Annotated in this window: 12 protein-coding genes; 4 read left to right on the forward strand and 8 right to left on the reverse strand. The window is 46.3% G+C overall.

Features of this window, described 5'->3' with window-relative positions:
- Positions 1–7: 7 nt before the first annotated feature.
- From alaS to leuB, 8 genes are all read right to left on the reverse strand, one after another.
- Positions 8–2,638, reverse strand: a complete 2,631-nt coding sequence (gene alaS / locus NG796_RS11230; protein WP_261206716.1) for an alanine--tRNA ligase — start codon at positions 2,636–2,638, stop codon at positions 8–10.
- A 262-nt stretch (positions 2,639–2,900) separates the two neighbouring features.
- Positions 2,901–3,167, reverse strand: a complete 267-nt coding sequence (locus NG796_RS11235) for a hypothetical protein (protein ID WP_261206718.1) — start codon at positions 3,165–3,167, stop codon at positions 2,901–2,903.
- Positions 3,168–3,702: 535 nt separating this feature from the next.
- Positions 3,703–4,788: a DNA cytosine methyltransferase gene (locus tag NG796_RS11240; RefSeq protein ID WP_261206720.1), complete on the reverse strand. Its 1,086-nt coding sequence runs from the start codon at positions 4,786–4,788 to the stop codon at positions 3,703–3,705.
- Positions 4,789–5,133: a DUF86 domain-containing protein gene (locus NG796_RS11245; RefSeq protein ID WP_261206722.1), complete on the reverse strand. Its 345-nt coding sequence runs from the start codon at positions 5,131–5,133 to the stop codon at positions 4,789–4,791. It abuts the gene before it with no gap.
- Entirely contained in the window at positions 5,105–5,443 is a 339-nt protein-coding gene (locus NG796_RS11250) for a nucleotidyltransferase family protein (protein ID WP_261206724.1), read from the reverse strand. Before NG796_RS11250 ends, NG796_RS11245 begins: the two co-directional genes overlap by 29 nt.
- A gap of 404 nt (positions 5,444–5,847) precedes the next feature.
- Entirely contained in the window at positions 5,848–7,119 is a 1,272-nt protein-coding gene (locus NG796_RS11255) for a DUF1574 domain-containing protein (protein ID WP_261206725.1), read from the reverse strand.
- Between the two features lie 1,393 nt (positions 7,120–8,512).
- Positions 8,513–9,379 (reverse strand): fructosamine kinase family protein, encoded by an 867-nt coding sequence (locus tag NG796_RS11260; RefSeq protein WP_261206726.1) that lies wholly within the window; start codon positions 9,377–9,379, stop codon positions 8,513–8,515.
- A 163-nt stretch (positions 9,380–9,542) separates the two neighbouring features.
- Positions 9,543–10,628, reverse strand: a complete 1,086-nt coding sequence (gene leuB, locus NG796_RS11265; RefSeq protein WP_261206727.1) for a 3-isopropylmalate dehydrogenase — start codon at positions 10,626–10,628, stop codon at positions 9,543–9,545.
- Between the two features lie 189 nt (positions 10,629–10,817).
- Between leuB and NG796_RS11270 the strand changes: the two genes are divergently transcribed.
- The 4 genes from NG796_RS11270 to NG796_RS11285 all read left to right on the forward strand — a co-directional run bounded on the left by NG796_RS11270 (position 10,818) and on the right by NG796_RS11285 (position 15,021).
- A complete protein-coding gene (locus NG796_RS11270) occupies positions 10,818–11,555 on the forward strand; it encodes a phosphatase PAP2 family protein (protein WP_261206728.1) in 738 nt (245 codons plus the stop codon).
- Between the two features lie 96 nt (positions 11,556–11,651).
- Positions 11,652–12,455, forward strand: coding sequence for a HEAT repeat domain-containing protein (locus tag NG796_RS11275; RefSeq protein ID WP_261206729.1), 804 nt, complete (start codon positions 11,652–11,654; stop codon positions 12,453–12,455).
- A gap of 224 nt (positions 12,456–12,679) precedes the next feature.
- Positions 12,680–14,131 (forward strand): RtcB family protein, encoded by a 1,452-nt coding sequence (locus NG796_RS11280; RefSeq protein WP_261206730.1) that lies wholly within the window; start codon positions 12,680–12,682, stop codon positions 14,129–14,131.
- A 5-nt stretch (positions 14,132–14,136) separates the two neighbouring features.
- Positions 14,137–15,021, forward strand: a complete 885-nt coding sequence (locus tag NG796_RS11285; RefSeq protein ID WP_261206732.1) for a CobW family GTP-binding protein — start codon at positions 14,137–14,139, stop codon at positions 15,019–15,021.
- Positions 15,022–15,024: the final 3 nt, after the last annotated feature.

Raw genomic sequence — 15,024 nt, forward strand, 5'->3', positions numbered from 1 at the left:
AGTGACTTTACTGCAACCCGTCTTTTAACTCGGATTTAGCTGTCTCTAACGCCTGTTGTAACTGGTTCGGGTCTCGTCCCCCTGCTTGTGCCAGGTTCGGACGTCCCCCGCCACCGCCACCGCAAATTTTGGCGATCGCACCAATAAATTTACCCGCTTGCAATCCTTTGGCATTCACTTCTTTGCTAAAGGCAGCCACTAAACTGACTTTATCTGAACTGGGAACTGAACCCAAAACAACCGCCCCATTTCCGAGTTTTTGTAGTAACCGTTCGGCGGCAGTTTTCAAGGATTCTGCATCCACTTCACCGAGATTAGCAACAATGAGTTTAAACTCCCCAATAGATTCAGCATCCGCGAGTAATTGGTCTGATTTAACAATAGCCAATTCAGCTTTCAGGCTGTCTAATTGTTTTTGGGTCGCTTTCAATTCCGCTTGAATACTCTCGATGCGATCGCAGATTTCTTCGGGTTTGACTTTAAACCGATCGCTCAATTCCCGAACCACGCGATCGCGCACTTCCAAATAGTCCAAAATCGCCGGTCCTGCTACTGCTTCAATCCGCCGGACCCCGGAGGCAACCCCGGATTCAGAAACAATCTTAAACGCGCCAATTTCAGCGGTATTACTCACATGAGTTCCCCCGCACAATTCCATTGAAACGCCAGGAAAATCAATGACTCGCACTTCATCGGCATATTTTTCTCCAAACATGGCGATTGCACCTTTTGCCTTCGCTTCCGTCAATCCCATCGTCTCAATTTGGGCTTGATGCGCTTCCGCAATCCAGGTATTCACTCGGTCCTCAACTTGTTTCAACTCATCAGGAGTTAGGGCACGAGGACAGTTGAAATCAAAGCGCAAACGGTCAAAATCGACCAAAGAACCTGCCTGAGAAATTCCCTCATCCACCAACAGTTTTAATGCTGCTTGGAGCAAGTGAGTTGCGGTATGATTAGCTTGCGCCCGACGACGACAAGCGCGGTCAATTTGGGCAGTAATGCGATCGCCTACCGCGATGCTTCCCCGTTCAATCCGTCCGAAATGCACAAAGAAATCTGATTCTTTTTTGACCTCTTCAATCCGAACTAAGCTATCTTGACCCGAGAGAAATCCCTGATCGCCTATTTGTCCACCGGATTCAGCATAGAACGGCGTTTTATCTAAGACAATTTGAACGCGATCGCCTGATGTCGCCGACTCAACGGAGTTACCTCCCATCAAAATTACCGTCACTTCTGAGGTGGTTACGGGTTCAGAATAGCCTAAAAATTCAGTCCCGCGAATATGTTCAGCGAGTTTATCTAAACTGCCTTGAACCGTGAGGTCAATGGTTTCATGGGCCGCTTGCGATCGCACCCGTTGTTCTTCCATTGCTGCCTCAAATCCAGGCAATTCTACCGTCATTCCCCGTTCTTCGGCAATTTCTTGAGTCAATTCTAACGGGAAACCATAAGTATCATAAAGGATAAACGCATCCCGTCCCGGAATTTCTTTGGGGTTTTTCTCCATCAGTTCTGCTAACAGTTTCTCACCCCGTTCCAGGGTTTCTAAAAACCGAGTTTCCTCCCGTTGCAGTTCCGCCTTCAGACTCGCCTCGCGATCGCGTAGATTAGGATAGGCCCCTTCTCCCAAGGCGATCGCTGCTTCTGCCACCTCGGGAGTAAATACCCCTTGAATCCCGATTAATCGTCCATGACGCACCACCCGACGAATTAACCGGCGCAGAATATACCCTCTGCCAATATTAGAGGCGGTAATCCCATCCGCAATCATCTGGACCACCGCGCGAGAATGGTCCCCAATTACTTTCAGCGAAACTTTGGTTTTTTCGTCTGCCGTAGCGTAATCAATTCCGGCAATATCTGCCGCTTTTTTGACAATCGGAAAAATCAAGTCCGTTTCATAATTGTTGGGAACCTTTTGGAGGATTTGCGCCATCCGTTCCAACCCTAATCCCGTGTCAATATTCTTTTTTGCCAACGGGGTAAGATTGCCTTCAGCGTCCCGGTTATACTGCATGAAAACCAGGTTATAGAATTCGATGAAGCGGGTATCATCTTCTAAATCAAGGTTGTCATCCCCGAGTTCGGGATGAAAATCATAGTACAATTCTGAACAAGGACCACAGGGACCCGTAGGACCGGAGGCCCAGAAATTATCCGCTTCATCCATGCGCTTAATGCGATGGGGGGGAATGCCGATTTTGTCCCGCCAGATATTGAACGCTTCGTCATCTTCGCGGAAGACACTGACAACAATGCGATCGCTGGGAAGTCCATAGACTTCGGTGGAGAGTTCCCAGGCATAAGCGATCGCCTGTTCTTTGAAGTAATCCCCAAAGCTAAAATTGCCCAACATCTCAAAAAAAGTATGATGGCGGGCGGTGCGTCCCACATTTTCGATATCATTGGTGCGGATGCACTTTTGAGACGTAGTGGCACGTGGAAATTCCGGAGTGCGCTGTCCGAGAAAAATGGGTTTAAACGGCAGCATCCCGGCGATTGTGAGTAAAACCGTAGGGTCTTCTGGGACTAAAGAGGCACTCGGTAGGATTTGATGACCCCTAGCGGCATAGAAATTGAGAAACTTTTCGCGGATTTGGTTACCGGAGAGGGATTCAGGAACAGCAGGCATGAGTTAGTTAACGAGTTTCATTGAGTGAACAGGTATTCTATTGTCGCATTCGTTGAGAGGCGATCGCTACCTCCGTCCCTGGAACAGCGATCAGCAAAGGTTAGGGTCCCTGAATCCTTGGGACTAATTGGCGATCGTACAGCATTACCTCTCCATATCTTTTCTCAGGGGTCAAAACATCACTCCTAAACAATTCCCCAACCTGAAAAAACCCAGTAGGTGATCTACTGGGTTTCACTATTCCACTCAAAATTGATATTCATTAACTAGCAACAGAGTCTGTTCTCATCTCCTGGGAACTGGGTTGTGTAAATGCTTCAGTAGAACAGTCATCTCTTCTCCCGCTACCCCGAGGAATCGTACATTTTTTCTCATCCGGATTTTGTTGAGTGACTGAATCAACAGTATGGGTATGATTTGAACTGATAAATTCCGTGGTCTTACTGAGATTGTCTTTAACTTGAGGCACCCCAATTACCGTACCAAAAACTAAACCAAAAAAGACGAAAAATGTTAATTGTTTAAGCATAGAACTGGTAGAGGTAAATTGGTCATCCCCTCCTACAAGAATGCTTAAAAAATTCAGGAGTATTTTATAAAATTACCTAATTTATTATTTTTACGTTATACTAGACTTAATAAAAACAAAGGTCAAATAGAAAATCCGGTGAATTTTGAAAACTTTTTTAATCCGCAAGACAATCTCAGAAATATCCCTTCCTTATACCCGCAGTCGAAAGGGTAAAATCCCCTCTTCAGGGAGATTTCGCTAGACCAGGAGGGCTGCTTGGCCCCGTTTAAGACTGAATGAGACTCGTGATAGACTGAGTAAGAACAACAGACAGACTGTAGAGATTGTTTCGTTGTTCCATTCAGCAACGCGGCCATAAAGAGTGCAGCACAGTCAGGAAATCCGAAGAGTCTATGGTATTAGTTTGTATTATTTTTGACAGAGTAACCGGGCTTTTCACCTACACCAACACAAACATCACTCTTTGTTTCTGTTAAGACGACCAAGCTTGTTCAATTTTATGAACCGCTGGACTTTATTCAAAAATTTTGCTTTATTCAGTTACTTCCAGAAAATCGGAATTTAGAGAATTAAAAGATAGCTGAATAGGTTCCTCAAACTTAAGACATTTTTTTGAGGGCGATCGCGCCCTATTTCTCAAATATGCCTTAACCCTAACTGCTAACGACTTGGCTAAAACGGGGGGAACGGCATTGCCAATTTGTTTACACTGACTGTCTTCGTTGCCATAAAATTCAAACCAATCCGGGAAACTTTGCAGGCGTGCACCTTCACGAACCGTTAACCGTCGTCTCCGTCCTTCCGGTAAGCGAATTCTTAACATATCTCCCGTTGCTGCACTCAAATTCCGACAGGTTACAGTTCGAGAGGGTCGATCTAAATGTAAATCTCTAGGGTTGACACATTTAGACGCTTTTTCATATTTTCTAATATATTCATCCATACTAGGAGTTAGAAATTTGGAGTTGGGTGGTGCCATCAATGCCAGTTCTCCGAGGGCTTCTCCAGCGGTGTAAGGATGATAGTGATGAGTTTTTTTGGGCCATTCCCATGCGCCTTTATGGGCGATACAAAATAATCGCTGTCGGCGTTGAGGAACACCATAATCACTTGCGGTAAGAATTTCCCATTCTATGATGTAATCTAAGGCTTTTAAGCTGTTGATAATTTCTTCAAAATAGGCTTTATTGCGAAATCGCATTCCGGGCACGTTTTCAAAGATGGCGATCGCCGGTTGATGGCGTTCTACCGCATTGATAAAAATCGGAAATCCATCTCGACTGTCTTTGACTCCCTGCTGATTTCCCCCAACACTAAAAGGTTGGCAAGGAGGACCCCCAATAATGATCGATGCGCCTTGAACTAATTCACTTTCAGGGGTTAATAGAACCTTATGGCAAAGAGAATTGAGATTTTTCCGATAAGTCATACAGGCGTCGGAGTCCATTTCATATCCAATGGTTCTAAATCCGACCGCTTCAAATCCTAATGCAAATCCCCCACAACCGGAAAATAGGTCAATCACCAAGGGTTTATCGGTGCGATCCGAAATGGGTTTAAGTTCAGTATTCAGAAACTCAAGATAAGGGATTTTTTCAGGGGGGTGTTCAGGAGTCATTTACGGTTCTGGAGGCTTAATCACTAAAGGTTTAAGTTGTACGAGAAGTTGAGGAATTTCGCCATGGATTACGTCCCAAACAATATCGAGGTCAACTTGATCGTATTCATGAACAATCACATCACGCATCCCAGCTAAGTTTCGCCAAGGGATTTCTGGGTGTTGTTGACGAAATTCCATTGAAAGGCGCTTTGTGGCTTCTCCAATGATTGTAATCTGATAGAGAATCGCTGAAACCTTTTCATCATTAGTGATCAGTTCAGTTGGCTCAATACCATTGGCATAGCGGAGGATACGCTTAGCGGCATTTTCAATATCAATTAGGGATTCTAGATCTTGTGGCATAGATAACTTGTGCAGATTCCAGTATCTGTTGACGGCGTAGCCAGTTTTCACTTTTGGCGATCGCAGGTTTTACAATTAAGTCAACTTCCCGGCCAAAAAGGGTTTCTAACTCCTGACGCATTTGGATTGTTTCGGCTAAACCCCGCCGAAATTGCGGGTCAAACGTGACCAGCACATCAATGTCACTATCGGGGCGAAAATCATCGCGCAAGACGGAGCCAAATAGAGCAAATTCTGTGATGTGCCAGCGTTGGCAAAACGCTTGAATTTGGGCGAAGGGCAGTTCGATATTGTGGTTAATTGCGTTCATAGTTAACAGCGAAATCATGTGATTGGGTTCGTTTCTAGTGATGGCGAAGTGCTATCGATGTCTTCTAAAACAATGACGCGGATGATTTTACCTTCCCACTGGTGGGGGTATTTCGACGGAAGGCTAATGGTTCCGTTTTGGAGAATGGTTTTAAATTCAAACGCTTGCATGGGTTAGCGGGAGTAAGGGGGTATTTTTATTATACTCAACTATGCCCCAAATCCAAGCCACTGAGGGGAACGGTGAAAGGGATTAGATTGCTCAGGACAAAAAATCGGGTTTCTGTAAAAATTTTATAAATTTGCCAAATTTTCTCTGAAGAAACCCGGTTTATAATCTATGAATTTATGGCCTAAAATGCCTGTTTCAATTATTGCTAATTCTCCTGATAATTAACCCTCAGTTTATCTCGCTCTCCCCCAAGGAATGGTTGGGTCTGCGGCGAGTTCTACGGCGACGGAAAAGGCTCCGTAGCGGTTGAGGTGACTGGGGTCGGCAAAGTAATTATCCTGGGTGGGCCAGAGTTGCCCGAGGTCGCGGAAAATAAAGCCTCGTTGAGTCGCCATGCGTTGCATTTGAGTTCGGAATTGTTGTTCGGAGGAACTTCTCACGGCGTCGAGGTAATCGCTATTTAAGGGGAGATTAACGACGACTAAGGGGATTTGTTTGCTGTTGGTAAATTGCGCGATCGCCTCTAATGCTCGGGTTTGTTCCCCTTGCAAGCTAAATGCTGCATAATCTCCATCATATTGCCCCGATACTCGCGGATGTTTCTGATAGTAGGTCTCGGGATTATAGCGATCGCTCACGGGAACGAACCCCGTGGGTTGCATTTGGTTCGGGGTCTGCTGGGCAGTCAGGGCTTCTATGGTCGGCAGGGGGGGTCTCCCAGTTCCAGGAGTGGGGGTGCTGGGTCTGGGGTTGTTCCGACGGTCTCCGGGGTCCCCCCGTCGGATCCACATCGCCTGTTGTGCCTCGTCATTGTATGTGGCGGCAATTTCTTCTCTGACCTGACTAAACCAGACATTCATCGCTTGATAGGTTGTGGCAAGGGCTTCTCGGGGGTCATCATTGGTGGTGAGTGGGGGGGGCGGGTCTATTTTCGGAAAGGCCCCCGGGACCGCACTTTGCCGCCTTCTTGTCGGTCCGGTTCTGGTGGGGGTGGATGAACCTTGGGTTTGTAGAGGACGCACGCCACTGGAGAGGAGGCGATACCCTTCGGATTCCAGGATTGCTTGATAGGTGCGATCGGGACGACCATTATTAAAAGCTCTCACGCCATCGGCCCAAATAATCAGTTTGGGGAGTTGATCCGGGGTCAAAATTCTCCGTAATAGGAGATCAATGACTTGGGCCGTGGCTCCATTGATGCTAAAGTTATAAATTCTCAGTCCCGGATGTCCATAATGGGCTAAGGCGAGTTCTAAGGCGAGGGGGTCTACGCCTTGTAGGGCGCGGGAACTGCCGACGATTAAGATATCTGGAGGTCCGGATTGGTTCAACTGTTGCTGATAGCGGATCAGTTGTTCGTCGAGTCGCTGACTGTTAAAGGAGGGGAAGGGTTGGGACTGGGATCTTCGGGCGTTGACGACCCCCTGAGCGATCGCTGGATGAATCCACAGGGTTTGAGTTACTGCTGGGAGTGCGATCGCCAGGGATAACAGTCTCAAAGTCACAAACGCGAGTCTTTTCATATAACTAATTTGTTATCGGGTCAAGTCATTACGTGGAACAAGGCCATCTTCTTGAACAGTTTAGCCAGTTATCGTTCCTAGCTTGGGTGCCTCGGACGGTTCTTTGATGAGTTTAGGTTTCCGGGTCTATTGAGCGATCGCCCTTCTCCAGCTTCGGCTACGATCCGGGACATCATTTTAGCTCAAATCATGCGTTGATACGGTTACAATTCATGCCCAACCCCAGTCACCGGAAGCCATTGCGGAAATGGAGTAGAATCAGATAATTCCCGGATTCCAGATGACGCAGGAGGGGGACTCGGGTTGGATGTAGCCCCGAAAATCGCGACTCCAAAAGCCGGGTAAAAAAAATTTGGAAAGTTTTGCAAATCTTCACAAGATTTTCACAGCTCTCCATTATCTTGATAATCAGCTAAGGTTCCAAACCTGTTCGTAACTTCTTTCAAAGCCCCTTTAAAAACCACTGGCTGTATTGATGCCTTTTACAATCGTTTCTTGTATAAGGACTCAGCCAGTTTATAAAAATAACCCATAACCAGACCCAATTGGGTCTGGTTATATTTTTAGAGCTAATTTTAGCTCTGGGGTACTGGATCCGGGGGAAAGGAGAGGCCCTGGGATCACGGACTCATACCCCTCAAAAAATTTTTAGAAAAATTTTCCAATCTTCATAAGATATTCACATTCTTTCATTATCTTAATAAGCAATAAAGGTTTTAACTTCTTTTTAACTCATTTCAAAGCTCTTTTAAACTTCACTTGCTGACACTTAGTTGTTGCCTTGCCCTCTACCATTGAATAATCGTCAGCGGGTCTATAAAATTAGCCCAGATCCCTCGGGGTCTGGGCCTATTATTTGGGTGGAGTCTCCAAGTATTGGATCCGAAATCTGCTCCCTTTTGGGAGGGAACCTTTTAGGTTAGGGAACTCTACAAAATAAAATCTTCTATCAGAGATCCCCCCAACCCCCCGGGAGATCCCCCTCCCGTCCCCCTTCTTAAGGGGGAAGCCAGAGGAATAAATATTTAGTTCCAGGGGGGCTTGAATAATTCGGCATTACTTCTAATGCAGAAGTTTTTTTATGGAAATCCCTTACCAGAATTACCAAGATAGGCAGGGACTAACCTCGGGAGGGCCAAAGTCCCTAAAAAAATTTTTTGAAGTTAGGAAAATCTTCATCAGATATTCACATTGGTTGCTTATCTTTAAAACCAGCAACGGTTATCCCTTTTTTTGACGGTTTTCAATAAAGTTTTAAAAACCGCTAACTGACTCCCGATGCCTAAAGCCCTCGATTGTTTTTTAATAGCCGTCAGTTAGCTTATAAAAGAAGCCCAGACCCTTAAAAGTCTGGGCTTCTGATTTGGGGGATACGTTAATCTAATAGGGTGGCGATCGCTCGATTGGCTTGGGACCCATACCCGCCCCCAAATAAATTAAAATGATTCAGAATGTGATAAAGGTTATAAAGGGTTTTGCGCTGTTCATATCCCGCAGGCAAGGGCCAAACTTCGTTATATCCTTGATAGAAAGCTGTGGAAAATCCCCCAAATAATTCAGTCATAGCAATATCAACTTCCCGATCGCCATAATAGGTGGCAGGGTCATAAATAGTCGGTTCCCCCGCTTCAGTCACCCCGGCATTGCCACCCCATAAATCGCCGTGAACGAGGGAGGGTTGGGGGGTATGATTTGCTAATAATTTAGGAATTGCATCGATGAGGCGATCGCCCTGGGGAAACTGCCCCCCTTTTCGTTGCGCCAGTTGAAGTTGAAACCCGATGCGATGTTCCGCCCAAAACTCCGTCCAATCGGCGGTCCAGGTATTAATTTGTGGGGTAGAACCAATGGTATTATTCCGACTCCAGCCAAATTTGCCTGAACCGGAATGTTGATGCAATGCAGCTAGTTTGCGCCCCATTTCTCGGGAAACTTCAGTATCGGCGCGAGACGCCAACTCCAGCCACTCTAAAACAATATAGGCTGAATCATTGGCAATGCCAGTACAAATCGGTTTGGGGACTCGAATGGTGTGGGTGTCCCACATTTCTTGCAATCCCAACGCCTCCGCCTCAAACATGGGCAGATCCACAGCGCGATTCAGCTTGACAAAGTAGGTGCGATTGCCTCCCGTGACGCGATACCCTTGATTGATGCAACCCCCACCCACAGAACGGCGATCGCCCAGGGCAAATTTCTCTCCGGTTACCTCAGCAATCTGTTTCGCAATGTGATCCCACATGGTTCCTTCCTTCAGCATCCCTGACGGTTATTAAATTTGGTTTTTAAAGACCTATTCTAAAATAGCCCAACCATCCCAGGAGTCCACCCTCCCCATGACACAGGGGAGGGCTAGATTAACTTAAACCCATCAATCGTCAGGTTTACAGGGGACAAGGGGGCGTTTATCCGGCTAAGGCTTGAAGTAACGCATCACCCATTTGGCGACATCCCACCCGTTTCATGCCTTCGGACATGATATCTCCAGTTCGATATCCGGCATCCAGAACTTGGAGAACCGCTTGCTCAATTTTTGTTGCTGCTTCCGGTTGATCTAACCCATAGCGCAACATCATCGCTGCACTTAAGACTTGGGCGATCGGGTTCGCTTTATCCTGTCCGGCAATATCTGGGGCCGAACCGTGGACGGGTTCAAATAAACCGGGACCGGATGACCCTAAACTGGCAGAAGGCAACATTCCAATACTGCCGGTAAGCATGGCAGCAGCATCCGAGAGAATATCTCCAAACAGGTTGCCGGTGACAATGGTATCGAATTGTTTGGGCCACCGGACTAATTGCATAGCGGCGTTATCGACATACAGGTGAGAGAGTTCTACATCGCTGTATTCTGCGGCGAGTTGAGTGATGCGATCGCGCCAAAGTTGGGAGACATCTAAGACGTTTGCTTTATCCACGGAACATAGTTTACCCTGGCGTTTCCGGGCTGTCTCAAAGGCAACGCGCCCAATACGGTCGATTTCTGATTCCGTATAGGCCATTGTATTGACGCCGCGTTTTTCTCCGGTTTCCGTCTCGAAAATGCCTTTCGGTTGACCGAAATAAATGCCCCCGGTGAGTTCCCGGACGACCATGATATCTACACCTTCAACGACTTCCCGCTTGAGACTGGATGCATCCACCAGTTGCGGTAAGATGGTCGCGGGTCGTAAGTTGGCAAACAGATTCAAACCCGCCCGCAGTCCTAGTAAGCCGGTTTCCGGTCGTTGGTGGCGCGGGAGGTTATCCCATTTGTAGCCCCCGATCGCCGCGAGGAGGACGGCATCGCTATCTTGGCATTGTTTGAGGGTGTCCGAAGGCAGGGGTTCTCCGGTGGCATCGATGGCAGATCCGCCGATCGCCGCTTCGGTGAAGGTAAAACTCAAGTCGAGTTGCTGTCCGACCAGGTTTAAGACGTCTACCGCGATCGCCATAATTTCAGGGCCGATGCCGTCGCCGGGAAGAAGAGTTATGCGGTAGTTTTGGGTCATAGGTTCTCAACAAGTTCTTGCAAATGATTCATCATATCCAAAAACTGTCCCATTTGAGACTCGACAGAGCACATCAGGATCGGGGGCGATCGCCACTCATTCAGCGCTCAAATTTCTACCGGAGTCTTTTGATTCTAAACTGAAGAGGGAGCCTCTCGGGTTTGATTGAGTTCGATTAGTGGATTTAAAATGACCATTTTTAAGTTTCGGCAAAAAGCATCCCAGTTGGTTCGATTTTGGCACCAGCAATTTAATTCTCAATCCGTGTTATCTCTTCCCTCCCGGATGTTAATTACAGGTATTCTGCTGTTTGTGCTGTCCGTTGGAGTATTTTTTTATATTACCCATAAGGTCATGAACGGAGAAACTGGGGATTGGGATTTATATATCATGCTGGCTATTCAAAAAACCCATACTCCTCTTCTGGATATCTTGATGACCACCTTTTCTAATATAGGTGGACCTGTGGTCTTAACCGGGATTTCTGTGGGATTAACGGTCAAATTTTGGCTCCGCCGACAGTGGATTGAATTGTTTGGATTGTTGTGGGCAGCGATAGGCGGGTCTTTGCTTAGTCTGTTGATTAAAGCCGGTTTCAATCGCGATCGACCACCCCAGATATGGGCAATAATCCATGATCACTTGAATACCTCCAGTTATCCGAGTGGTCATGTCATGAATGGGGTAGTGATTTATGGGTTTTGTGGCTATTTGTTAGGCCGGTCTTTTCCCCGATGGCGGGGGGTAATTTATGGGGGAGCTTTTTTTCTGGTGTTGGCGATCGCCTGGAGTCGAATGTATGTCGGCTTGCATTGGCCTACGGATGTTTTAGCCGGATATGCCACGGGTTTTGCTTGGTTAAATGCCTCAATTCTCAGCTTTGAAATTCGCAAACATCGAGAGGAAATGCGGCGAAAACAGCTTTAAGGATTTTTGGGGATTTGCTGAAAATTCGAGTGCTTAATTTTATGTTTTATGGCAAGATAGAAACCTGAGAAATAATCGATTGAGCAAACCTATATCATGAGTTCAACCAATTACACTCCCCCGGTTAGCAACCTGTTGACTTATGGGGCAGTTTTCAAGTATGACTTCAAAAACAGTACCCATTATCTCGAAAAATTTGGATTTACAGCCGAACAGATTCCCGAATTAATTCGCATGATAGGGGATGATGAATTACACGATGCCGATGCCGAGAGTCTGGAAGTTTGGGGACCGATTCATGCTTGGCGATCGCTGGCAGAACTGCGGGCAGAAACAGCGATTCAACCCTTAGTCTCCTTGATTCATACATTAGACGATCACGATTGGTTCATAGACGAATTACCTCAAGTTTTGGCCCAAATTGGCCCAGATGCAATTCCAGCTTTGAGAGATTATTTAGCCAATCCTGATTATAATACCTCGGCCCGAGCCTCGGCGGTGAATTCTCTGGAAGTGATGGCGACTCAACATCCCGAAGTCCGGGACGAATGTGTGAGTATTTTAACGGAAAGATTGGCCTATTTTGATCCCGAGTCTCAAATTTTAAACGGGTTTATTGTGTTCAGTTTAGTTGAATTAAAAGCAGTGGAAGCCGCTTCAGCGATTGAGGCAGCCTTTGCAGGCGATCGCATTAATAAAGATTGGTGCGACAATTGGGATACCATTCAGGTCGGGTTGGGGTTAAAAGAAGCCAAGAAGAAGCTGAAAGACCCCGCTGGGATTGCCGCCTTGTTTGAAAAACATCCCGAAAAACATTCTCAAACCCAAGTTGCCTCTGGGTTTGGGTCCCCTAAAACTCACCCAAAAGCTGGCAATAAACAGAAGAAAAAGCGCAAATAAACCACAACAATCCCGTATTCTCTTGCGGTTTGGCTACTAAAATACCGGATCAATAGTAGCCGTTGTAAACCTAATTTGCCTTCCCCATCTCAACAGAGTAGGCAAAAGACTAAGGCAAAGGTTAGGATAGACCGAATAGAGTCCGATAACTTAGGGTTGGCAATCCATCCCTGAGTTATCGGGCTGCCGGTTGTGTTCCCAATTTTTGTCCTCCAAATAATTTTATGAAACCCCTAGAACGAATTTCTGATTATCTCTGGGAAATTCCCACCTCTTACAAATCTGGAATGCGCGTTCCCGCGCGAATTTATGCAACCCAACAGTTAATCCACAATATGGATGAAGCGGTTGCGGACCAAATTAGCAATGTGGCAACCCTCCCAGGAATTACCCAAAGTGCTTTATGTATGCCCGATGGTCACTTTGGCTATGGATTTCCTATTGGCGGTGTTGCTGCAATGGATATTGCCGAAGGGGGAGTCATTTCTCCCGGAGGCATTGGATTTGATATTAACTGTGGAATGCGTTTAGTCGTGACCAATCTCACCGAAAAAGAGGTCAAACCCCACATTAAAAAATTAATCGATAAGCTGTATGAACGCGTTCCCGCAGGGGTGGGGAGTAAAGGCTTTGTTAAAGTCTCTCGCAATGAATTTCGCCAAGTGGTTCAAGAGGGGGCTAAGTGGTGTATTAACCAGGGATATGGATGGGACGAGGATTTAGAACTCACGGAAGAAAATGGCTGTATTGACGGGGCTTATGCGTCTAAAATTAGCGACAAAGCCATTGATCGCGGGTGCAATCAAATCGGAACCTTGGGGTCCGGGAATCACTATTTAGAAATTCAAGTTGCCCGTCCTGAAAATATCGTCAATAAAGAATTAGCTGAAGCCTTTGGGATTACCATTCCCAATCAAGTGGTGGTGATGTTTCACTGTGGCAGTCGCGGATTTGGACATCAAGTCGCTACGGACTATCTGCAAGTCTTTCTTAAAGTCATGGAATCTAAATATGGGATTCAGATTTTAGACCGCGAATTGGCTTGCGCGCCGTTTAATTCTCCCGAAGGGCAAGATTATTTTTCCGCCATGAAATGTGGATTAAATATGTCTTTTGCCAACCGACAAGTGATTTTGCACCGGATTCGGGAGGTTTTTTCTGATGTATTTGGACGGTCCGCTGAAGCATTAGGAATGCATCAAGTTTACGATGTTTCCCACAATACAGCAAAATTAGAACAGCATCTCGTCAATGGCGAAATGCGATCGCTACTGGTCCATCGCAAAGGGTCTACTCGCGCCTTTGGTCCAGGAATGGACGGCATTCCAGACCGCTATAAACCTTATGGTCAGCCGGTGATTTTAGGCGGTAGTATGGAAACCGGATCCTATCTGTTAGCAGGGGTATCCACAGGGGCTCAAAGTTTCTTTAGTACCGCCCACGGTAGCGGACGAACCATGAGTCGAACCAAGGCCCGAAAACAGTGGAATGGAGAACAATTACAAAAAGATATGCAGAAGCAAGGGATTTACATTAGAACCACTTCCTGGCGAGGTTTAGCCGAGGAAGCTGGAGGCGCTTATAAAGATGTAGATGAGGTAGTAGAAGCTACCGAATTAGCCGGATTAAGTAAGCGAGTAGTGCGCTTAGTTCCCATTGGAAATGTCAAGGGGTAATCACAATGGAAACACGCACTCCGATTACGGTAATTACCGGACCGTTAGGCAGCGGAAAAACTACCTTACTGCGCTATATTTTAGAGACCGTTCCCCGCAAAATTGCCATTTTAATGAATGAATTTGGCGAAATTGCCATTGATAGTAAAGTCATTGAAGGTAAAAATATTCAGATTGCCGAATTAGGCGGGGGTTGCGTTTGCTGTTCCCTCGCCGGAGAATTTGAGGCGGCAGTTGAGGAAATTATCGAAACGATTCACCCCGATGTAATTGTCGTAGAAACTACTGGAGTGGCGGAACCCGATGCTTTGGTGTTTGACATTCAAGAAACATTAACTCAAGTAATTTTGGATGGAGTAATTACCACCATTGATGCCGATGGATTAGTCAAATATCCCCATATTGGTCATACCAGTCGCCTGCAAATTGAAGGGGCGGATTTTATCCTGTTAAATAAGGTAGATTTGGTCGATGAAGAACACTTAAAGGAAATTGAGAAGAAGCTAACCGAGATTAATAATATCGCCCCAATTGTCAAAACTGAACGCTGCCAAGTGGACCCGGATTTACTATTTGGATTAAATCGCGATCGCATTCAAAAACCACCCCATCACGTTCATCAACTGGAATTTGATTCCTTTAGCTATACCTCGGACCATCTCTTTGATCGTTCTCGGTTTGAATCCTTTGCCGATACCCTAGAATCCGAGGTCTATCGCGCTAAAGGATTTATCCGGTTTTCCGAAGGGAATTATCTGTTTAATTTCGTCGCTGGACGCTGGGAATTGGAACCCTTTCAATGGGAAAAAACCGAGTTAGTGTTTATTGGGAAACAAGTACAGACTCGCCAATCTGACATCATCCAGCGATTGCAATCCTGTGAGGAATAGCCG

The organism is Laspinema sp. D2d, from assembly GCF_025370755.1.
GTDB lineage: Bacteria > Cyanobacteriota > Cyanobacteriia > Cyanobacteriales > Laspinemataceae > Laspinema.